Below are 22,167 nucleotides of genomic sequence, written 5' to 3' on the forward strand. Positions count from 1 at the left end.
ATACTTGAAAGAAACTTGTAACGATCAAGCAAGAGTCAAAACTCATCGCTCGCATATTTAGAACCCTTGTCGGAATGAAAGATCAATCCTGCCCACTGACTATGTGAGCGCTACAGGCCATATGTTTCAGACTACTGTCAGGTCAATACCATCACTGTTCACATTACTGTTCATTTTTTTCCAGAAAATTAACTGCTTCTATTCTATTCTCATTTTTTGCAATATCTAACGCTGATTTCCCATCAAAATTTTTTTGTTTTATATCCGCACCTGCATTGTATAACAACCTCATTATATTAACATTATCCTTTCTAGCAGCAAGCATGAATGCCGTTCCATTTTCCGTAACTTGATTCACATTAACATTACCAGCGATTAATTCTTTTATTGCATTAATATTCTGGCATACTACTGCTATCATTAATGGAGTAAAGCCTGTTTCATCGATAATATTTAAGTCAGCTTTAGAAGCTAATAATAATTTTAAAGCGTTATGTTGATCATGCTCGATTGCAGTATATATTGGAGTTTTACCCAATAATCCTTTAATATTTATATCATAATTTTTATTTAATAAATATTCAATTATATTAATATTTCCACTCCTTACTGCCGTATGTAGAGGAGTTTCTTCAAGATTATTTCTTAAATATTTATTAGCACTATTTTTAATTAGCAATTTAACAAATTCAATTTTTCCTTTTTCACATGCAAAATGTAAGGGAGTATCATTACTATCATTTAAAGAATTAATATCAGCGCCTTTATTTATCAATATCTTTGCAATATCAATCCTGTCAAACGCGATAGATAAATGCAATAATGAATAATTAAAATAATTCTTCGCATTAATACTCAAACCACTATTTAATTCTCTTTTAAAATCACTCTCACTAAAATTTTTTACTATACCATCAATAGTTTTTTCTTTATTGCAAGAAAGAACTAAGATTACTAAAATTATTATTATTTTTTTCAATTTTTTATCCTTCTTTTCATGTACAGAAAAAATTAATCCGGCCACACAATAAGTGATCTGTATTAGTTGATTATTTTCTCTTAAAAGTACATAGATGCGCAGGTTGTTTCGTGTCCCACCGAATCCTTAAAAATAATCAGATTCATCTTCACACTTAAGCCAGATCGTCACAAGCGAAAGAAATACAACCAACACCCCGGCCTGTCAAGCAGTATAGCACTCCTCCGTTGTTCCTCCTATGCTGGTTTGAAATATCCACCACCGATGATCCCGGCCAAAACCGTCACTGCATAAAGAAAGCGTGACAGGATGTCACGCGCGTGGCGAGCCGGTCACGATGACCGTTGCGAGCCGTCGGAATATGTTTTGGCCGAATCATGGTATGAATAAGTTCATTTCAATAAAGATTTCGATATCGAACCAATTTTTTCTACGGAAGATAAGCCCAGCGGCGCATGAGCTGCCAAGCCGCTCCGGCGACTGAGGAGCACGCGGGGGTCGTTAGGGGGTGGTCGTGCCAACTACCCCCTAACACGGCCGGTTCTGGCCTCCCGGAACACTCTACCCGGCCTGAGGACCCAGGCCACAACTCCGCCCTGTACCGGGCGCTTCTTATATCATAGCCAGGCAGACGATAGCTGCCGCAATCCCCTCCGGGCAGTTGTACATAAAAAAAGGGCAACCCTTTTGGGACACCCTCTATATTAATCTAAAAAACGTAAATATGTATTTTCATTATGCCGTGGTGGCAGGTTTGAAACCTGCCGCTACGATAGTAAAATCTATACCTTCATCTTCCCGGGACTCTTCTTAACCTTCTTCAAGTCAAGGGGAGTTCCCTCCCAGGCGGCTTCAAGCACCATCATGGCATCATCGTAGGTGAGCTCCTCGGGGTTGTACACGATACTGCCGTCACCCATGGCCGTTTTGGCAATGGCGGAAAGCATGTCCTTCGGCACTACCTGATTCCCGCTGCGATCCGTGATTTCCTTGAGGCATCGGGCATGCCTCCCGCCCGTGGCGTCATAGAGGGACTGGTTGAGGCCGCGGATGTATTCAATGGCTTTCAGGGGGCGATCCTTCTCGGACGTCGCTGCATAGACCTCGTCGCCGGCCAGGGCCCAGAGGAGATGCCCCGTATATTTTCCCGATTTGTGCAGGTTATACTCCAGGCCGTACGGCAGCAGAATGGACATACACATACCGTGGGGAACATGGCATACGGCGCCCACGGAATGGCCCAGGGTATGGACCATGCCCACCATTGAATTGGAGAAGGCCATTCCGGCCAGGTTCGCCCCGTTGGCCAGGGCCAGGCGGCCGTTCAGGTCGTTGGGTTTTTTGACGACACCAAGAATATTCCTGCTTATATCGCGTATGGCGATAAGAGCCGTGGTGTCGCTGATGGGGTTTTTCCCGAGACAGGTATAGGCCTCGCAGGCGTGCGTCAGGGCGTCCATGCCCGTAGGCGCCGTCAGGAAGGGCGGCAGGGTTTTCGTCATGCGCGAATCCAGGATTGCCACATCGGGCAGCAGGTAATACGAAACAAAGAGCATTTTAAGGTTCTTCACATGGTCTGCGATAACTGCCACGACCGTTACCTCGGAACCTGTCCCCGATGTGGTAGGCACGGCGATGAGGGGTTTGAGCTTCTTATTGATGGCGCCGGCTCCGCTGTATTTCATAAGGTTATCGTCATCATAGGAGACAAGGATATTAACACCCTTTGCAGTGTCAATGGCCGATCCGCCGCCCACGACAATAATGGAATCACACTTGTTTTTGTGGTATATACCGGCCAGTTTATTGACCACGGTAAGGTCCGAATCGGGGGGAACTTCATCATTTACGGCCCCGATGGTTACTTTGGAACCCTTTACCTTCACGGCCTTCTCAACAAGCTTTATAAGCCCCGCCTGTGAAACGCCCTTGTCGGTAATTATCATGGGTCTTGCCGCGCTCAGTCTCGATAGAATCTCCGGTATCTTTTCCAGGGCCTTGTGCCCCGATATGGTTTTAACTCGATTGCAGAATTCATAATATACTGGTAAATCCATGTTTAACTCCTTTCCATTTTTTAATTGGTGCAGCCGGTGTTCATGCCGCCGCTCCTTCTATCCCGTGATCAGGCGGGCATAGATGAGGATACGGCCCACCCATTTACGCAGGGGAGAAAACTCCGACCACGAGGGATAGCGTTTCACCGCCAGCTTGGTGATCACCTTGGGAAGCAGATAGGTCTCGATCCTGTTCAGGACCCTCACAATGGCCAGGGACTGGGGCAGATTGCCGTCGACAAAATACCGGTCCCTGGCAAAGGCCACGGTGGTGGATTCCTGGAAGGTGAGAACCAGGATAGCCGCCTCGATATTCTTGAAGTTCATTTTCAACGGTATCCGCTTGCCCACGGGATTCATTCCCATGAACTTGACCTGTTTCTTTTCATTCTTTCCCACGACCATGTACGGTCCATGGGGGTGAACTCCCAGGTAGAAGGCGAAATCATCGGGGAGCTCATCGAACTCTTTCTTTATATCCCGATCTATCTTTGCCCCCACCTGGATGGCCCTTCCCACGATCCATAAAAGGATGATGAGATATATTCGCTTTATGTATTTTTTCTTTGGTGAAAAATCCTGACAATTGCATGTTTTCATCGTATCACTCCTTGTTTATTCTCTGACGCCGTTTACTACAGGGCCTTGTTCATGATTGCCATGCAATCCTGTGCCTTCACTTTACCACCAGCCGTTATAGCGGCGTCCCCGGCGGCCTTTTCCATCCGATAGGCGGGAATATTCAGCTCCTTAAGACCCCGCGGCATGGCCTTTGCGCAGGCCTTCTGCAGGGCCCGTATCTTTTGAATGGATTTCTCCGCCTTGTCCGCATCGGATACGCGGCACGATTCGTCAAAGCCTATGAGGGCCATGAGCAGGTCCTGGCGGATGTTTTCTTTTTTTGCCAGCTTGTATTCCAGACTGGCGGAAAGGAGAAGTCCCATGAGCATCCCTTCGTTATGGCCCGTTTCAAGGGCCAGGGCCCTGGCCAGGTTGTGAACGATACCGGCCGGCGCATTGGCATAGGCGATGTTTGCAGCCACCGAGGCATTGGCGAGAGCCATGAGTGCTTTATTGTTGCGCGGTTTTTTCACCACTACGGGAAGATGATCGCTGATATAGCGAATTGCCGCCAGGGCATACGCATCGGTCATGGGATTGTTTACCGGTTCCTGGCATGCCTCTATGGCATGAGTCAGTGCCGCCATGGCGGAATTCACGGCATCACCGGGAGCCTGTTTCAGCATCATGCGGTTGTCGATGCATATGATATCGGGAAAAAGAAAATCCGATTTATAAACCCGGTTATCGATCAGCGCCTTGTTACCCGCTTCATAACCGGAAAGCGACGCCGTGACAACGGCCGCAAAGGGCCGCAGGTTTCCCGCAACCCGGTCCTCGCCGGCCAGGCTGGCCAGGGAAGCCTTTTCAGTTACGGCCATATTGATGCCCCTGGCGAGATCCATGATTGAACCGCTTCCCAGGGCTATTATGGAGTCACATTCCTTCCATCGGAAAAGCGCAGCTCCTTTTTCAATGAGCGAGGCGCTGACGGTGGAGGTCGCTCCGTCAAATACAGCGCCGATGGTCAGCGTGGATTCATAAAATGCTTTAATGAGTTTTTGCAAAAGGCCCGAGTCCACCACAGACCTGCTGGTAACAATCATGGGCCGGTGAACGCCCATTCCGGCAAACTCCAGGGGGATATTCTCCATACCCTTTTTGCCGGAAATTATTTTGGCCTGGCTGAAAAATTCAAAAAAATTTGGTGCCTTCATAAAATCTCCTCTTACGTGTTTTTTCGTACAATCCCATTTTTATATTCAGGACTGCTGTATATATATTGTAATCCCGGTGATATAACCAGGTTATTCGTACATGATCCGGAGTATACATACGACAGAAAACGCGCTCTTTGTTTTTCGCAAGAACCCGGTTCCGGTTATTTATTTGAGACTGAAACGGTTCGGGCAATGATGATATTTACTAACCAGCATTATACCTGTTTTAAATAAAAATCAAGCAGATAACATATTTTTTATTCCACATAAGATATACCGCAAGTACATGTTATTAAATAGAGGGAAAGCCCGAAAATTGCAAGAACAAAAATATACTTTTCATATATCGATTCGGGTTTTTATGAATTTATCCAGGGGATGAAGATAGAGATACGGAAGGAATGAAATGCATATAAAAAAGGGCGTCCCGCCCATCAGGTATGCGGAACGCCCCGTTTGTAAAATGCGCATACTCAGTTATTTACATAAACGGCGTCGATGGAGTCCTGGTATTTTTTCAGGACCTCGCGGCGCTTTAATTTCAATGTCTGCGTGAGCATGCCGTTTTCCACGGAAAAGCCCTCGCTGAGGATGATAAATCTTTTGGGGATTTCATAGTTGCCGAATTTCCCATCGAGCTGCTTCCTTATAGCCGTCTCTATGAGATCGATGATCCGCTTGTCCTGCACCATGGCCGCATGATCAAGGGGGATGTCCTTATCACGGACGTATTTATCCATGACGACAAAATCGGGATAGATGAGACAGACCGTGAAGAGCTTATTGAGACCATAGATCATGGCCTGCTCCACATAGGGGATGAGCTTTATCTCCTCCTCTATGGCGGCGGGAAAAACAAACTTGCCGTTTTCCAGTTTAAACTGCTCCTTGATCCGGCCCGTGATGAAGAGATACCCATCCTGGTCCACGAAGGCCCGGTCGCCGGTACGCAGTCCACCGTCGGCGGTCATGGTCTCGGTCGTGGCCTCGGGCTTGTTGTGATAGCCCTTCATGACATTGGGACCGTATACGATGAGCTCGCCGTCCTTGCTGTTTTCGCCGGTCTCTGATCTGTCAATGACCAGGGTTACCTTGTCAATGGCCCGGCCGCAGCTGCCGATTTTAAATCCGTCAGGGGCGTTGACGGACCCGGCCGGTGTTATCTCCGTCATACCCCAGCATTCATACACGGGGATGCCGATATCAAAAAAGAATTCGGCGATATGGGGGCTCAAAGCCGCGCTGGAGCTTATGGCATGTTTCATGCAGCCGCCGAATTTCAGGCGGATTTTCGAGAATACGATCTTGTCGGCGATGGCGAATTTGATATTCGTTCCCAGGCTGGATTTTCCCCGTGCAGCCAGGGCCCGGCGTTTCTTGCCGGCCTTGACTCCCATATCGAAAAGGAACTTGGCCAGGCCGCCGTCCTCGTTCATCTTGGCATTGAGACCGTCGTAAACCCGGTTGAATATTCGGGGCACAGCCACGAGCATGGTAGGCTTCACCAGGGCCAGGTCATCCACGATGGTCGTGGGGCTTTCGGCAAAACCCGTAGATCCGCCGAAGCGCATGACCGTATGAAGTTCCGCTGTCTGCCCGTAGGAATGGGCCCAGGGAAGGAAGGAGAGCGTAATATCCTCCTTATCAAGAACATGAAATATCTTGATGATGGCATGAACGTTGCTGCTGAAGTTGCCATGGGTGAGAAGCACGCCTTTAGGGTCTCCCGTGGTACCCGACGTGTAGATGAGTCCGGCAACATCTTCGGGAGCGGGATAAACGGTCTTCACGGGATTCTGTTTCCCTTTATCCTCCAGGTCCCTCATGGACCCGGGGCCTTCGCCGTCGATAAGGATGATATGCTCAAGAGTAGCGATCTCCTTTGTCCAGTTCTTCACCTTTTCATAAATCCCCTGGTCGGAAACAAGAAGGACTTTCACGGTGCTGTCGGTAATGATATACTGCCATATTTTCTCCAGTTCAGCCTTGTACATGGGAACGAATCGGGCTGCCAGGCCGTAGGTTGCATAACAGGAAACCGCCCAGGCCACACTGTTATTATCGATGATGCCCACGGCATCGCCTTTTTTCACTCCCAGTCCTGCCAGACCGGCCCTGAGATTGTCAACCCTTGCAGCTGTTTCTCCGTAGGTTACCCAATCATACCCGGTCTTTTCTTTGTTTTTTGTTCCGAGCCAGTTTCGGTCGGCGAATTTCGCCACGCTTTCTTCGAACATTTCCACGAGATTATCGGGCTTGTCCAGTACATAGTTACCCATTGATTTACCCCTTCTATTTTTAGTTATTATTTCTGCCAACAAGAAATGAGCGGATGCTCAGTTGTGTCAATATTGAACAACGGGAATAAACATAGCAAGATATTTTTAACTTTGCTATACATTTTTTACTGATGTTCACCTTCCCTGCACCTGCCGATAACAGGGGTCAGAGCCTCCCTGTAAGAAATTATCTCCCGATAGAGTCAGAGCCCCATTTCCCTTGCAGAAAATCCTTTTTATGAGGCTCTGACCCCCTTTCACGCGGACCAAATTAACCTCACGGCAGACCTTTTTCCAATTGACAAGTAACCCGTGGAATTGCCACTGTACAAATTCCGGCATGTTTTCCCCTTTATTTTCCCGGAGGAAAGACTGCCGGCCGCTGGAAAAAAAACGGCGCAAAACCACGGTCTGCACCAGGCCATTTTTGAAGCAGGAGAAACAAATGAGCATGAAAAAAATTGCCGTACTCCCGGGAGACGGAATCGGCCCCGAAGTCATGAAGGAAGCGCTGAAAGTGCTTGATACGATCGCTAAAAAGGAGGATATCTCCTTCTCATATACCCAGGCCCATGTGGGAGGGGCCGCCATTGACAATCACGGCGAGGCACTGCCCCAGTCCACCATCGATACCTGCAGGGCGGCCAAGGCCATCCTCTTCGGTTCCGTGGGCGGCCCGAAATGGGAAAGCCTGCCGCCGGAGAAACAGCCTGAACGGGGCGCCCTGCTCCCCCTGAGAAAAATGTTCAACCTCTATGCGAATCTACGGCCCGCCATAGTCTTCAAAGAGCTCAGGGACGCCTCACCCCTGAAATCATCCATTATCGGTGACGGCTTCGATATCATGATAATCCGGGAACTGACGGGCGGCATTTATTTCGGCCAGCCCAAGGGACGGGAAGGCGACAAGGGCTTCGACACCCTGGTTTACACGAAGCCAGAGATCGAGCGCATCGCCCGCGTGGCCTTTGAAACGGCGCGCAAGCGGAACAAAAAGGTCACTTCGATAGACAAGGCCAATGTATTGGCCACCATGGTCCTGTGGCGCGAGGTAGTCATTGAAATAGCAAAAGAATATCCCGATGTGGCTTTGAACCATATGTACGTCGACAACGCCGCCATGCAACTTGTGCGCAATCCCCGGCAGTTCGATGTGATGCTCTGCGACAATATGTTCGGCGACATTCTCTCCGACGAGGCTTCCATGATCACGGGCTCCCTGGGAATGCTGCCCTCGGCTTCCCTTTCCGAAGGGACCTTCGGCCTTTATGAGCCGTCGGGCGGATCGGCCCCGGACATTGCCGGCAAGGGTATAGCTAATCCCATCGCCCAGATTCTTTCTGCTGCCATGATGCTGAAATACAGTTTCGGCCTTGACAGTGCCTACGACAGGATATACGGCGCCATCGAGAACGTACTGGCCGAAGGATACCGCACCATTGACATCATGAGTGAAGGGAAAAAACAGGTAGGCACGGCAGAGATGGGTGTCCTCATCGTTTCGAAGCTGTAAACCGGAATGGAAAGGGCCCGGAGGTTTGTCCGGCGCCCTCCCTGCATCAGCTCCCCACCTTCTGCGTCAGTTCCACGGATATCTGGGCGAGTTCCACGGACTTATCCGTCAATTCCATTGTTACCGATGTATTTGACTGGAGGAGCTGATTGATATTGGATATCCTTCCAGCTATATCCTTTACGGCGCTATCCTGCTTCGAAGTATCCTCGCGTATAACGACAGAACGATTCTTCAGGTCATCTATCATCTGCACGATTTCATTCTTGATCTTTTCCTGGTTATCGATATGGCTGAATATTTCCCGCGACCGGTCCTCGAGATTATTGATGGTCTTGAATATCTGGCTGATGAGTTCCACGATAACCTGGATGCTCTGACGTCCTTCTTCGGCGCCCCGGGTATTGTTGTTTATATGTTCCTTTATTTCCTTGAGATTGTTCACCGATTGTTCCGAGAGCTTGTTCACCTCATCGGCCACAACGGCGAAACCACGGCCGTGCTCGCCGGCCCGGGCTGCCTCTATGGAGGCGTTAAGCGCCAGGAGCTGTATCTTGTCAAAGAGATCCTCTATCATGACCATTATCGACGAGAGACGGTTCGAGCTCTCGATGAGAGACTGGGAGTTCCTGTTTATATGATTCACCGCCTCCTCGCCCTGGCGCGCCAGGTCCACCATGCTGCCGAAGGCACCGGCCACATCCCCGGACCTCTGCTTCAATGAATCCGTCTCATTGGAAAGCGATGCCATTCTTTCGATGACGCTCATGAGGGCACTGTACTGTCCCTCGATATTGCCGCTTATGTTGGCCACTCCCGCGGCCACATCGGCCGTAGAGCCGTCGATCTCCGCAGCAAAGCGCGCCTGTTCCTCCATGTTACCGGAAAAGTTTTTAGTCCTTTCCGATATCCACTCGGCGAACGATGATATTTTCTGGGCTATTTCACTGATTATGGTATGAAGACCCCGCAGTTCCTTGAACTGGGAATCGTTGCGCTCCTTTTCCTCGTTTACCATTTTAATTGAATTCTGCAGCACCGTTATACTGAAAAGGCTGATGAAATAAGCAAGGAAGAGCGCGACAAGACTGTCAACCAGGCCGGCTTTCAAAATGGTTTTAACGAGGGGATCAGCAACATCTTTGTGCATGAGAAAATAGACGACATTGCCGATGCACTGTATACCCATTACCACCGTTGATACAAAAAGCGTCGTGAAGACTGAAGCGAAGATGAGGGTTACAAACATGAAGTAGATCATGGTGCTGTAAGCCAGATGAGGTTCCTTGGTAAACAGCATGAGGGTGACGACAAAAACGCAGGCGAAGACATAGACATAGGCCGCCATCTCGGATTTTCCTATTCTCAGCAGGACCAGTGTAAACAGAGATGCCAGCGACACGAGAAAGGCTGACTTAAAAAAATCAATGCCCCGTTCCACGCTGATCATAAATGATGCGACAGCCCCCGCATTGAGAGCAATTATAAGCAAAAGGGCGAAGAACATGACCAGCCCGGCCTTTTTTCGTACCAGGTAATCACTCTCATCATATTTCTTTAAAAAATATCGTGAAAAGGGATTTGCCATGACATAACCTCAACATTTTGCATTTCGTTATGATGACCATCCTCAACATATATATATTTATGTCAACTTCTATCACGAAATTTTACTGATGCAACGGGTCCATCCGGAGTACATGCACAAATAAGTATTTGACATTTTACATTGCTATGCCTGTCATCGGGTAAATCCGAAAAGAAAAGAAAGATAATTATTTCAAAATTTAATTCGGGATGGAGTTACCACCGTGTCATACGTTCAGTGGACAGCGCTGATAATATTCGTCATCACCTACACGGGGATAATCTTCACCCGCCTTCCCGGCGTCAACATGGACCGTCCATCGGCGGCCTTTTTCGGCGCCGTGCTCATGATCCTGACGGGAATCCTTTCCTTTGAAGAGGCCGTGGCAGCCATTGACTTCAACACCATTGCCCTCCTTTTAGGCATGATGATTATCATCGTCACACTGGAACTTGACGGCTTCTTCGCCCTCATAGCACAGAAAACCACGGCCATGTCGGAGAACCAGTTTCGGCTCCTCGTCATCATTGTCTTTGCCACGGGAATATCCAGCGCCTTCCTGGTGAATGATGCCGTGGTTCTCCTCTTTACGCCCGTCATAATAAGGATATGCCGCTCATCGGGCCTGAGCCCTATACCCTACCTCATCGCCGAAATCCTGGCATCCAACACAGGAAGCGCCATGACCATTACGGGGAATCCCCAGAACATGCTCATCGGCATAAACTCCGGCATTCCTTACGCAACGTTCCTTTTTCTACTGCTTCCCGTTTCACTTATCGGCATGGTCATCATTGTTTTTGTCATCAAGCTCCTCTACCCGGAAAATTTCAGCCACCGCGACAGGATCGTATTCCGGGAGGAGCCCCGGCAATATAACTATGCATCGATGAAATTCTCTGTTCCCGTTTTCATCCTGGTGACATTCCTCTTTTTCATCAATCACCGTATCGGACTGTCCATCCCCATCATAGCTCTCTGCGGCGCTTCCCTGATCCTGCTCCTGGGGAAATTACGGCCATCAGAAATCATCAAAGAAGTTGACTGGGTCCTCCTTCTTTTTTTCGCATCCCTTTTCATTGTTGTCCGCGGTATTGAAAAAACCGGGCTCATTGCCGGATTCATCGACGCGAAACTCCTCACACCCGATCTCCGTGGCATCGGCATTCTGCATGGCATAAGCCTGGTCCTTTCCCAGATCGTAAGCAATGTTCCATACACCGTAGTCATGCTCCCCTTCATGAAAAGCAGCGACAGCCCCACGCTCTGGCTTGCCCTGGCCTCGGCTTCAACCCTGGCGGGGAATGCCACGATCATCGGGGCCATGGCCAATCTCATCGTCATAGAATCGGCCCGGTCCCTGGACGTGAAAATCGGGTTCAGGGAATTTTTCAAGGCCGGCATTATCGTGACCATACTCACACTTGTGCTTTCAGTGTTCATGCTCCAGACCTGGCATGCTGCTGGTATCATAGGTTAAAGACACCGAAAAACACTTCCGTAGAATCTCTCATTCTATCATGTCATGCGTCACCCTATCATAAATATTCTTAAAAAGTGCATGACAACTGACGATACCTGTTCTATAATTATAAACAACCTTCTCCTTTCAACTCATTAATATTGAGGTATCACCATGAACAAGCAGGCAAAAAAATTTTTCTTTTCGATGGAAGCACGACAGAATCTTGTCACCTACATATTAGCAGTACCGCTGGCTGTATATATAGCCGTGATCTGCGGCGATGTGCGCGGCGATAAACTCATGGCCATATTCCTTGGCATTCTCATCAGTGCCGGTCCCGTGCTTGCCGTGGGGATCATGATAAATTACCTGCGTCTCAAGAAGCCCCTCACCATAATATTCGATGAAAATTCAAATGATGCCGATCTGAAATGGGCCCATGAAATCCTGCTCCGCGAGCCCGTGCAGCAGGCCCTGAGCATAACAATCCGATGGGTCATCAATCCAACGCTTGCCGTAATGGTCGGACATTTATTCGTTCCCATGGAAGCGCTGCAATACTATGCAATTTTCATTGTACTCCTGGTCATCGTGCCCCCGGGATACGTGTACTCCTATTTTATAGCAGAGAAGGAATTTGCCCGTCTTCTCGATACACCCAGAATCGCCGCTTTGAACTGTGAGACTTCCACCCGGTTTTCACTGAGGGTCAAGATCGCAATATCGCTCTTCACCATGTCTTTTTCTCCATCTATGGCTTTCGGCTTCATCATCCTGGAAATGAACCATAATATGGTTCATTTCGAGAACATCGGTCTCCATGTGATCGTCATCGCGACACTTCTTCTTCTCAACCTTGTCTACATTGCCCATGTTTTCTCATCCTCGGTGCAAAGGACCTTCGAGCATACGCGTACCGGCATAAACCGGATCGTCGATGGAAATCTTAATATCTCAGTACCGGTAACAACACGGGATGAAATGGGCTCCATGAATAATTATCTCAACAACCTCATCGCCGTGCTCAATAAAATCATCTCGGGAATCGACGGGGAAGCGAAAAATCTTAGCATTGATTCCCGGAACCTGTCGGACACCATCAGCAAGCTCAGTGACAACACCCAGGACGTGGCCTCGTCCGTTGAGGAAATGAGCGCCTCCATCGAAGAGCTGGCGGCCTCCAGCGAGAGCATCGCAGACAATTCCAAGGAGCAGAATCAGCAGACAACAATGGTTTCATCGCTCATGGAAAAAATCCTGAAAAACGCCGAGACCATCGCACAAAGCGCCTCGTCAGGAGCGGATATATCAAAGGTTACGGAGCAGAAGGCCGGAGAGGGCGAGATAATCCTCAACGATACCATTTCAAAAATAGAGAACATCCAGAAAAGCACCCAGTCTATCAACGACTCCGCTTCAATCATTAAGGATATCGCAGACCAGGTAAACCTGCTATCACTTAACGCCTCAATTGAAGCAGCCAGGGCCGGTGACTACGGGAAAGGATTCAGCGTCGTCGCCGAAGAGATATCCAAGCTCGCCGATAACACACAGAAAAACGCCGACCAGATAACAAAGTCCATAACCATGACGCTCGCCGACGTCAATACGGGAATCGCCTCCATCAAGATGACATCGGAAAAATTCAGCGAGATAATAGCCTTCGTGAAAAAAACCGCGGCCATAGTAGTTAAGATCGCCGAGGAAGCACAGTCCCAGTCCACCATAAGCGAGGAGATACAGAAGCATTTCAACGACATGATCAACATGGCCGTGGCCAATCTGCGGGCAGCCGAGGAACAGGCCACGACCCACCAGGAGTTCATCGACACCGTTGCCAGAATTTCCGAGGCCATCCAGGACATAGCCACCAAGGCATCATCGGTCAACGACCTGTCCAGGGTGCTGGATGACAGGGCCGATACCCTGGCGGGAGAGATCGAATTTTTCTCATTATAATGAAATGATATCATCCCCCGGCCATCGTCGAGCGCCTTTTGGACCTCCTGTCTGCGCTCGACACTGCATCATCCTGCTGTGTGCTTCTCCGAGGCGGAAAAGGGGTGGCTTATTAAAGGGGGAGTGTCGGGAAATGAGGTCCAAAAACTTATTGCCTGTATCACTTTTTTTCAATGACTGAGCAATCATTCTTTCATTTACAAGGCACACATCATCACCGCAATAACGACCCAAATTAGCATTGACATATCCCCGTCGTGAATTAAGCTCATACACCTGATACTGACAGACGCCAAATTCAATTTCCCGGAGCACGACATGAACCAGAAATTGTCAATATCATCACTGCATGAATACATTAAAGAACTGGCCCAGATAGAAACGGAACTTGAGCAGCTCATCGAGACGACCCTGTGGGTAAGCGACCCCCACGGTGCCGGCGACCGCTTCGTCGCCATATTAAAAGGACGCTTCGGCCTGGTCTTTCGGTCGGCCCAGGAGGCCCTGCCCAAAACCTTTTCCGATGAAAAACTCGATTACCTGGACCGGATAATACGAAAAGAGAAATACTTCATCAGTGATGAATACGCTATGGAGCGACAGGATGTCATTTCCTCACTGGTTACCATCATACGATACAAAATGCAGAACATACAGGATTTCGATCAGATACGGGGAAGCATCAACAAGGACCTGCGGACACTGCTGGAAAATCTCCTGCTGAACTTTCCGGTCCCTAACGTGGTCTATGAAAATACACTTATAGCCGACAAGGTAATCAGCTCCCTGGCCAAAATAACCAAACAGGTCATCCTGGGTCAGCTCGTGGTGCTGGGTGATGTATTCGACAGGGGCGATGAACCTGACAAGATTCTCAGGATACTCTCTTCGAAGGAGATAAAGCCCTTTGTGAAATTCGTCTGGGGAAACCATGACATCCTCTGGATGGGGGCGGCAGCGGGCAACAGGTCGCTCATAGCCGAAGCATTGCGTATATCCTTCAGGTATGACAATCTGGTCTTCGTCACCCGGCTCGGCATCGACACAACGCGCCTCCAGGAATTCGCCTCACGCCTGTACCCCGACAACGTAAGTGGAAATTTCAAAGCCATAGAACCGCTCTCGAGAAAAATCGAAAAAACCCTGACCATGATCCAGTTCAAACTTGAAGAACAGACTATAAAAAAATATCCCCAGCTGGACATGGATTCACGGCTCAATCTGGAAAAACTTGCCGGCATGCTCAAGGCAGGCGACATGGCAGGCCTCACGGACACGCACTTCCCCACACTCAATCCGGACAATCCCCTGGAACTCACCGCCGAGGAGCGGGAAATCATTGACGACCTGGCGGAACAGTTCACGGGTAGCCTGCAGATAAAACGCCTCATGGAATTCCTTTTCCGCGAGGGAAAACTCTATCATGTCCATAATTTCATCCTCAACATCCACGCCCTCATACCCAGTACCGCCGATGGCCAGTTCGACGAGCTATACGGAAAAAAAGGGAAGGAGCTCCTGGACTACATAGAAGCCACGGTAAAGGACGTGGGCGAAAACTATCTGAACGGGAACAAACAGGAAGACTTCCAACTCGCGGTCATGTTCTATCTCTGGTGCGGGCCGAAATCCCCCTTCTTCGGCAAGCACGCCATGAAAACATTCGAGCGATATTTCTTCCGCGACAAGGATACACATGAGGAAATAACACTGCACTGGGGCGAGAATATCCAGAAAGATGAATTCATGGATCTCATCGAGAAGGAATTCGGCGCGGAACGAGTGGTCTACGGACACACGCCGGTGAACATAATGAAGGGCCAGAAACTCGCCTCATCGAACGGCCGGGCCATCAACATCGACGGTGGTTTTTCCGATGCCTACCTGGGACGCGGCCACTCCCTTATCCACACGCCCTACTCCCTCTTCGCCATTATCCTCCCCACCGAAGAGGAACTGGAGGAATCGAAAACAAAGAAGGAACCGGCAAAGCTTCTCTTCGAGCATATAGCCACCTACGAGATGCCGAAAAAAATCAAGGATACCTGGATTGGCCGTCAACTCCAGAAGAGACGAAAAGAGCTGCTCGAAATAATTATGCAATATAATTCTTGACCATTGCCCCCGTAATCCTGTACTATAGAAATTGAAGTAGATTACAATAACGGAGGAATACTAATGAACAGAATAAAGTCTTTCATCATTGCAGCAGGTTTTCTTCTTTTAATACCTACAGCGAGTTTTGCCATCGTTGATGTAGGCGCTTATGGCGGTTATGCCTTCGGTACTGAAATTGAAGGAACAAATGTGGACCCTGCGGGCTTCGAGTACGGGCTTGATGCGCATCTCAATGTTACCTACCTGGTGATCCTCAAACTGGGGGTAGGGGCCTTCTATCAGGGTTCGGTCCTCAAGTACGGCAGCAGCAGCGACTACGATAAGAAGATCATCGGTCTTGATATATACAATCAGGTAGATATCCCGCTTTTCCCCATTGACCCCTACGTGAAGTTCAATACGGCCATCTGGGAAAAGGTCGACACATCTTCATCGTACAACAGCACTGAATTTTTCAAGGCTTATTCCATTGGCGGAGGACTCCTTTTCACTATTCTTCCCCTGCCGGTGATGAAAGTTCAGCTCTTCGGCGAATACCTCTACAGTATAGCAAAACAGGATGGCCAGAAGGCCACAGGGCACGCTGTTCACCTGGGCCTGCGTCTCGATATCTAAACATATTCCTTTTGTACGGGCGGGTTTGAAACCCGCCCGTACAACATATACACCCACAATCCCTTTTTTTGTTCCTTAAAATCTGTTTTCTGCTTGCGGAAAAATATCCTTCAGTATATCACATATAATATATACCTACAGTATATATTATATGTGAATTTAGTCCATTTTCATAAAACTGGACTAAATTCATTTTTATTTACTTTGATTTCTGATCTGAACAAATTTTTCATTGATTTTTAAGTTATACTGGATAATTATCGTGGACAGTGAGCGACTATTCATTCTCGGAAGAGTTCATTGCTCCGCATACAACAATACATCTCATACGGTAAAAAGAAAAACCATGGCAAAGGAAATCACCATCAATTTGAAATTCTATTCCGGTATTCACAAGGCTCTGTCCCTGGAAAACTACGATCCGGCAAAAGGAGTGGATATCACCACGACAAACAGGCGACTGCGAAGCGTACTCAAAGATCTCGGCCTTACAGGCACATCGTCCTTCGCGTATTTCCGCAGCGGGGAAAGGATCGGCCTCTGGTCAAAGCTCTATGACGGCGATCAGATATCCTGCCTGAAACCCTCGGCCGGAGGTTGATCTTCAGCAAACAAATATATAAAAAATATACAATACACAAAAAAGGAGAAGCTTCATGCAAGAAATAATTGGAACCAGCAACAGAATACTGGAGATCAATCTTTCCGATGAAACTGCTCGCGAATACACTGTTACCAATGAAGAGAGAACAATGTACCTGGGAGGTAAGGGACTCGGTCTGAAACTTCTGTACGACCGTATGGAACCGGGGACGGACCCTCTTGGCGAAGACAACATGATCGCCTTCATGATGGGTGTATACATGAGCACTACGGCCCCCTGTTCGGCCCGATTTTCCGCCATAACCAAATCGCCCCTCACGGGCATCATGACCCATTCCTCATGCGGTGGGCCTTTTGGTGAAAGCCTGAAAACGGCCGGCTATGACGGACTTATTGTCAGGGGAAAAGCAAAAAATAAGACATACCTGGTTATATCCTCCTCGGGCGTTGAATTTAAAAAGGCCGATAAACTCTGGGGAAAGGGATCCATCGATACGCAGGCGGCCCTGAACAAGGAAATCCCGGGCAGCGCTGCGGTTTGTATCGGTCAGGCCGGTGAAACCATCAATCTTTTTGCCAACGTCATCTCCGGGGAACGATACCTTGGCAGGGGCGGCATGGGAGCGGTCATGGGCGCCAAAAACCTTAAAGCTGTCGTGGCAATAGGAAAAGCCTATAAGGTTATTCCCAAAAACGGAAAAAAATTCGAGAGAGCCCGAAAGCGGGCCATGAATTACCTGAAAAACTCCGCGCCGGTGGATAATTATAAACAATTCGGCACCAACGCAAATACCATGCCCGACAACGAGGCCTGGATTCTGCCCGTGAATAACTTCACCAAGGGCAGGCATGACGAGGCCTATAAACTATCGGGCGAATTCTTCAAGGATGAGTACAGCACAAAATACCATACCTGCAAGCGATGCCAGATTCTCTGCGGGAAAATGGGGACCTTCAATGGCAAGGAACTCCCCCTCCCGGAATTTGAAACAACCGTACTGCTGGGATCCAACATCGGTATCTTTGACCAGGCTCAGATCGCCGACTGGAACCGGATATGCGGAGACATGGGCATGGACACCATTTCTGCCGGCGGTACCATTGCCTGGGTAATGGAAGCTGCACAGAAGGGCCTCGTAAAGAGCGATCTTAAGTTCGGATCTCCCCAGGGTGTTTCCCAGGCGCTCAAGGATATGGCCCTCGGCAAAGGTTTCGGGAAGGAAATGGCCATGGGATCACGGTCGCTATCCAGAAAATACGGCGGTGAATCCTTCGCCATCCAGGTAAAGGGAATGGAAATGCCTGCCTACGATCCCCGGGGTGTCTGGGGACACGGGCTTTCCTATGCCACGGCTAACCGCGGGGCCTGCCATCTCTCCACATCCATGATGGTACTGGAGGCCTTCTTCAACATGGTAAAGCCCTACAATACAAGCGCCAAACCGACCCTGGTAAAATATTTTGAAAACCTCTACAGCGCAGTCAACTCTCTGCATACATGCCAGTTCACGGCTTTCGCCTATACGCTGCAGCCGCCTCTGGTGAAATTTTCACCGGTCCCGGTGCTGAGACAGCTCATGACCTACCTGCCCAAGGTTGCACTCATGGCCATGGATGTGGCCACGTGGTCAAGGCTCTGGTCCGGGATCACGGGTCTCAGGCTGAACCAGTGGCAGATGCTGAAGGCCGGGGAACGCATTCATGTCCTGGAGCGTTACATGAACACGCTGGAAGGCATCAGCCGCAAGGATGATACGCTTCCGGAGCGCATGCTCACCGAGGGCCGTGAATGCGATCCCAAGGGAATGACAGTCCCTCTGCACAAGATGCTGGACAGTTATTACCGGGAACGCGGCTTCGATAAAAACGGAATCCCCACGGACCGGCTGCTGAAAAAACTGGGCATTAAAAAGAAGTAGAAATTTTACACGCACATACAACGCGAAAGAGGCGGCCCTTCAAGGCCGCCTCTTTCGCGTTGTATAATCAATACCGGTTCATGGGATCAGTCGGGAACGACTTTTACCGAACCGTTATCGATCATATTCTGTAGTTCGCCGAGAAGCCTCCGCTCCTGGGGGTCGATAACATGATCCTCGTCGGCGAGCATCATGATTTTTTCCCGTTCCGTTGCGGTAACTTTCCCATCATCAATGGCCTTTTTAATCATGGCGGCCAGTTTTTCAGCTGATTTGCTTGGTTTGTGATCCATTAAAAATCCTCCAGAATAGTATATTTATGATCTCTCAATATATTGCCGTATATTTTCCATAACCTCCACAGCCTTCTTTTTGTCGGCAATGGTGACCTCGATATTCTTTTTACCCACTGTTCTTTCCTTTATTATACCTGAATAGGCCATGGAAACCAGGGCATTGTTATAATTGGAAATGGAAAGCGACTCCATAAGCCTTACTTTCCCCAGGTGATAATGGCGAATGCCGTTTTTCCGGATATCGGCCATGAGGTCTTTCCGGGAAATCTTTTCTCTCTCAAGATGAATTATCGTGTCGAAAACGACATAATAGGATTCGAAATAATCATGAACCATGTAGGCGTAGAACAGCAGTTCCTCTTCTCCGTTACCCTCTATGGATATTTTCCCATTTGTACGGGAAATTATTCCCCGCCCCGCCAGGTATTCAACCATGGCCTCTATGCCGCCATCCCCTTCAATGAGGACTTCGGGATATATGAATTCCTCGTTAAAGAGATCGATGATCGCCCTGTAGACCTTCCTGACCTTTTCGTAGCTCATGCTTCCCTTTCCGGAAAAGCGCAGAATCGCGATAGCGGTAAAAGATACGGGAAGAATATAATGTATGATAGTGTTCTTGTAAAAACAGATTTTAATCCTTTCTTCTTCATTGATGACAAACAGGTCTTCCATGACGGCCTGCTTGCTCAGGGTTTCTATTCCTTCCAGTTTGAGTTCCCCCAGGATGCCGTCGGCCTTGAAGGACTGCAAAACCATATCCACTGCGGGGCCGATATTATCCCTGTTTTGCAGCATTTCAGCCATGGGGACTTTGGCAAAGGCAAGGAAATCATGGAGAATGCCGACCTTCTCATAAAGCGCCAGCCGTGATATTCCCCGCACCGATGAAAAAAGAATGGCCGAGGTCGTGATGGCGAAGGGTGTGACCATGGTGATCTCATTGATTCTCCGCATAACGTACATGGCCACATTATAGGTTTCATCCTCACCGCCCCCCACGGCCGCCTTCAATTCATTCAGACTTACAGGCTTGCTGAAGGAGACATGAACCTTCCCGTAGTTTCTCTTCAGGAGCGACCGGCTCTTCACAAAGGAACTGGTTGATTCTTCTTTTTTCTCCTTCCCCTTCAGTTCCTTCTGATAGGAACTTTCCTCGAGTATCCGGTCATAATTGATCGTAGCCGGGACAAGCATGATATCTTTGTTGTATCCTTCCTCGACGGACTCGATAAGGTACTTCAGCATCCCCAGTTTCGGCACCAGGAGTTTTCCCGTGCGCGTCCTGCCGCCTTCGATAAAAAACTCGATACTATATCCTTCATTTACCAGGATCTTTACATACTGTTTGAATACGGCCGCGTAGAGATCCAGGCCTTTAAAGGACCGCCTCATGAAAAAGGCCCCGGACCGCCTGAATATCTTGCCCATGGGGAAAAAAGTCAGGTTCGCACCGGCCAGGATATGGGGCGGAATGATTTTATTCTGAAATAAAAGACTGGAGATAATGAGATAGTCCATGTGGCTTTTATGACTGGGCATAATGATCAAGGGGCCCTTCTGCGATTCCTCCCTGAGCATCTTGAAATCATCCATGTTGTAATGAATGCCGTCAAATATCTTTCTAAAAACATAGTTCAGGCTCTTCTCAAAAAACCGTATGTATATTATGGAAAAATCAGCCGCTATTTCCCGAAAATATTTGTATGCCTTCCTGCGCAGCTTCTCTTCACCGGACTTGCCGCCTTCCATCTGCCGCTGGATCTCGTCAAGAACGTTCTTGTGATAGAGTACGCGCTCCATCATCTCGCTGCTGGATTTCATTACGGGTCCTAGAACCGTTCTCTTTTCGTGATTGTACATCTCCAGTATCTTGTTCCTGACGATCCTGGCGATGTGGTTGGAGTCATCAACGGATGCCGCTTCGATCTCCTCCTGCAGGTTGATGGGACCCGAGATCCGCATGAAGGGATGGGTAGCGCTTTTCGCCACGGTAAAAAATCCGCTCCACAGCCCGCGGTCGCCCGTGGCCCTGGAGGAAACAAAGGTCCTGGTTTTTTCCGGGTTCCGGTTCCAGAACATTATCTGGGGCAAAATGTATATGGGGAGTGATGATTTTTTCTGACTTTCAATCAGATGCTGCAATATATCCATCTTGATCTCCACGTATCGCCGCACAAAAAGTTTGCCCGACAGCAGTGATATGACCATGGGATCGTTTTTTTCCAGGACATCCTCAATATACTCTTCATCGGTCACCATGCGGAAACTCCGGAGTCCCAGCCCCCCCCACAAAAACCGGTATATCCTGCGCACCAGGTTTGTCACAACCTGGAACAGGTAGGGATTATAGCCCAGGGCCAGCACCGGCGCCTTCAGTCCATGCCGCTTCAGAAGATACGTGAAAATAAGCAGTGACGTGGTGGAACTCTGAAAAGAAACGTATACAATTTTCCCCTTTTCCTCATAATCCTTCAGCGTTGCCAGGCTTTCACCGTCGAATTCGGTTCTCCTGAAAAGCATCCGCACGATGTTTTCGAAGACCCTGTTGGAACGCCGCTGGACGATACCATCCATTATGTACGATGTGTATTTGTTTTCTGTGATATTTGATTCTGTCATGTTCCGCACTCGCTCTTATAAATCTGTTTCATTTCCCGCCAGTTTAAAAAAATCCTCCACTCCCACCATGGAAAGGAGCGACTGGATGTTTCCCGCTACACCGATAAGGACCAGTTCTACTCCCTGGTCAAAGAGCCTGTCCTTTGTCATGATCAGATCACCCAGGCCCGAACTGTTGAGATATTTTTTCCTGCTCATATCCAGGGCGATCATAGTGCTCTTCTTTCTGTCCATGGTTAACATGGTCTCAATAAAATCCTCTATAGTGCCATTTACCAATGAGCCGCTTGCCTCATCAATATCAATAATCAGCACTGACTTGCCCGAGTATCGGTAAGATAGATCCATAATCGCCTCTTCTGTATATAATTTG

17 protein-coding genes are annotated in these 22,167 nt (G+C 48.7%); 7 read left to right on the forward strand and 10 right to left on the reverse strand.

Features of this window, described 5'->3' with window-relative positions:
- Positions 1 to 163: 163 nt before the first annotated feature.
- The 6 genes from CVV44_06240 to CVV44_06265 all read right to left on the reverse strand — a co-directional run bounded on the left by CVV44_06240 (position 164) and on the right by CVV44_06265 (position 7,438).
- A complete protein-coding gene (locus tag CVV44_06240; GenBank protein ID PKL39818.1) occupies positions 164 to 1,024 on the reverse strand; it encodes a hypothetical protein in 861 nt (286 codons plus the stop codon).
- 737 nt (positions 1,025 to 1,761) lie between these two features.
- Positions 1,762 to 3,036: an alcohol dehydrogenase gene (locus CVV44_06245; GenBank protein ID PKL39819.1), complete on the reverse strand. Its 1,275-nt coding sequence runs from the start codon at positions 3,034 to 3,036 to the stop codon at positions 1,762 to 1,764.
- A 57-nt stretch (positions 3,037 to 3,093) separates the two neighbouring features.
- The gene (locus CVV44_06250; GenBank protein PKL39820.1) at positions 3,094 to 3,636 is read right to left on the reverse strand and encodes a hypothetical protein; all 543 of its coding nucleotides are present in this window, start codon (positions 3,634 to 3,636) and stop codon (positions 3,094 to 3,096) included.
- Positions 3,637 to 3,671: 35 nt separating this feature from the next.
- Positions 3,672 to 4,814, reverse strand: coding sequence for a hypothetical protein (locus CVV44_06255; GenBank protein PKL39821.1), 1,143 nt, complete (start codon positions 4,812 to 4,814; stop codon positions 3,672 to 3,674).
- 476 nt (positions 4,815 to 5,290) lie between these two features.
- A complete protein-coding gene (locus CVV44_06260; GenBank protein ID PKL39822.1) occupies positions 5,291 to 7,096 on the reverse strand; it encodes a long-chain fatty acid--CoA ligase in 1,806 nt (601 codons plus the stop codon).
- 135 nt (positions 7,097 to 7,231) lie between these two features.
- The gene (locus tag CVV44_06265) at positions 7,232 to 7,438 is read right to left on the reverse strand and encodes a hypothetical protein (protein ID PKL39823.1); all 207 of its coding nucleotides are present in this window, start codon (positions 7,436 to 7,438) and stop codon (positions 7,232 to 7,234) included.
- Between the two features lie 103 nt (positions 7,439 to 7,541).
- Between CVV44_06265 and leuB the strand changes: the two genes are divergently transcribed.
- Complete coding sequence (gene leuB, locus CVV44_06270) at positions 7,542 to 8,609, forward strand: 3-isopropylmalate dehydrogenase (GenBank protein PKL40132.1); 1,068 nt, start codon at positions 7,542 to 7,544, stop codon at positions 8,607 to 8,609.
- Positions 8,610 to 8,655: 46 nt separating this feature from the next.
- Here leuB and CVV44_06275 read toward each other — a convergent pair whose 3' ends face one another.
- Complete coding sequence (locus tag CVV44_06275) at positions 8,656 to 10,197, reverse strand: hypothetical protein (GenBank protein ID PKL39824.1); 1,542 nt, start codon at positions 10,195 to 10,197, stop codon at positions 8,656 to 8,658.
- A 202-nt stretch (positions 10,198 to 10,399) separates the two neighbouring features.
- On the opposite strand from CVV44_06275, the gene CVV44_06280 reads away from it, so the two are divergent.
- The 6 genes from CVV44_06280 (at position 10,400) to CVV44_06305 (ending at position 18,876) form a co-directional block, all read left to right on the forward strand.
- Positions 10,400 to 11,677, forward strand: coding sequence for an anion transporter (locus CVV44_06280; GenBank protein PKL39825.1), 1,278 nt, complete (start codon positions 10,400 to 10,402; stop codon positions 11,675 to 11,677).
- A gap of 156 nt (positions 11,678 to 11,833) precedes the next feature.
- On the forward strand, positions 11,834 to 13,621 hold the full coding sequence (locus CVV44_06285; GenBank protein ID PKL39826.1) for a hypothetical protein: 1,788 nt from the start codon (positions 11,834 to 11,836) through the stop codon (positions 13,619 to 13,621).
- A 318-nt stretch (positions 13,622 to 13,939) separates the two neighbouring features.
- Positions 13,940 to 15,736, forward strand: a complete 1,797-nt coding sequence (locus CVV44_06290) for a fructose-bisphosphatase class III (protein PKL39827.1) — start codon at positions 13,940 to 13,942, stop codon at positions 15,734 to 15,736.
- A gap of 63 nt (positions 15,737 to 15,799) precedes the next feature.
- On the forward strand, positions 15,800 to 16,354 hold the full coding sequence (locus CVV44_06295; protein ID PKL39828.1) for a hypothetical protein: 555 nt from the start codon (positions 15,800 to 15,802) through the stop codon (positions 16,352 to 16,354).
- A 346-nt stretch (positions 16,355 to 16,700) separates the two neighbouring features.
- Entirely contained in the window at positions 16,701 to 16,955 is a 255-nt protein-coding gene (locus CVV44_06300; GenBank protein PKL39829.1) for a hypothetical protein, read from the forward strand.
- A 55-nt stretch (positions 16,956 to 17,010) separates the two neighbouring features.
- Positions 17,011 to 18,876 carry an aldehyde ferredoxin oxidoreductase gene (locus CVV44_06305; protein PKL39830.1) on the forward strand — a complete coding sequence of 622 codons (1,866 nt, stop codon included), beginning with the start codon at positions 17,011 to 17,013 and terminating at the stop codon, positions 18,874 to 18,876.
- 86 nt (positions 18,877 to 18,962) lie between these two features.
- Here the strand turns inward: CVV44_06305 and CVV44_06310 are convergent, their stop codons facing one another.
- From CVV44_06310 to CVV44_06320, 3 genes are read right to left on the reverse strand one after another with little or no spacing between them, the layout of a single operon-like run.
- A complete protein-coding gene (locus CVV44_06310) occupies positions 18,963 to 19,169 on the reverse strand; it encodes a hypothetical protein (GenBank protein PKL39831.1) in 207 nt (68 codons plus the stop codon).
- Between the two features lie 24 nt (positions 19,170 to 19,193).
- Positions 19,194 to 21,794, reverse strand: coding sequence for a hypothetical protein (locus CVV44_06315; protein PKL39832.1), 2,601 nt, complete (start codon positions 21,792 to 21,794; stop codon positions 19,194 to 19,196).
- A gap of 15 nt (positions 21,795 to 21,809) precedes the next feature.
- Positions 21,810 to 22,142, reverse strand: a complete 333-nt coding sequence (locus CVV44_06320) for a hypothetical protein (GenBank protein PKL39833.1) — start codon at positions 22,140 to 22,142, stop codon at positions 21,810 to 21,812.
- Positions 22,143 to 22,167 lie beyond the last annotated feature (25 nt).

The sequence above is a fragment of the Spirochaetae bacterium HGW-Spirochaetae-1 genome (genome assembly GCA_002839375.1).
In the GTDB taxonomy this organism is placed as follows: domain Bacteria; phylum Spirochaetota; class UBA4802; order UBA4802; family UBA5550; genus PGXY01.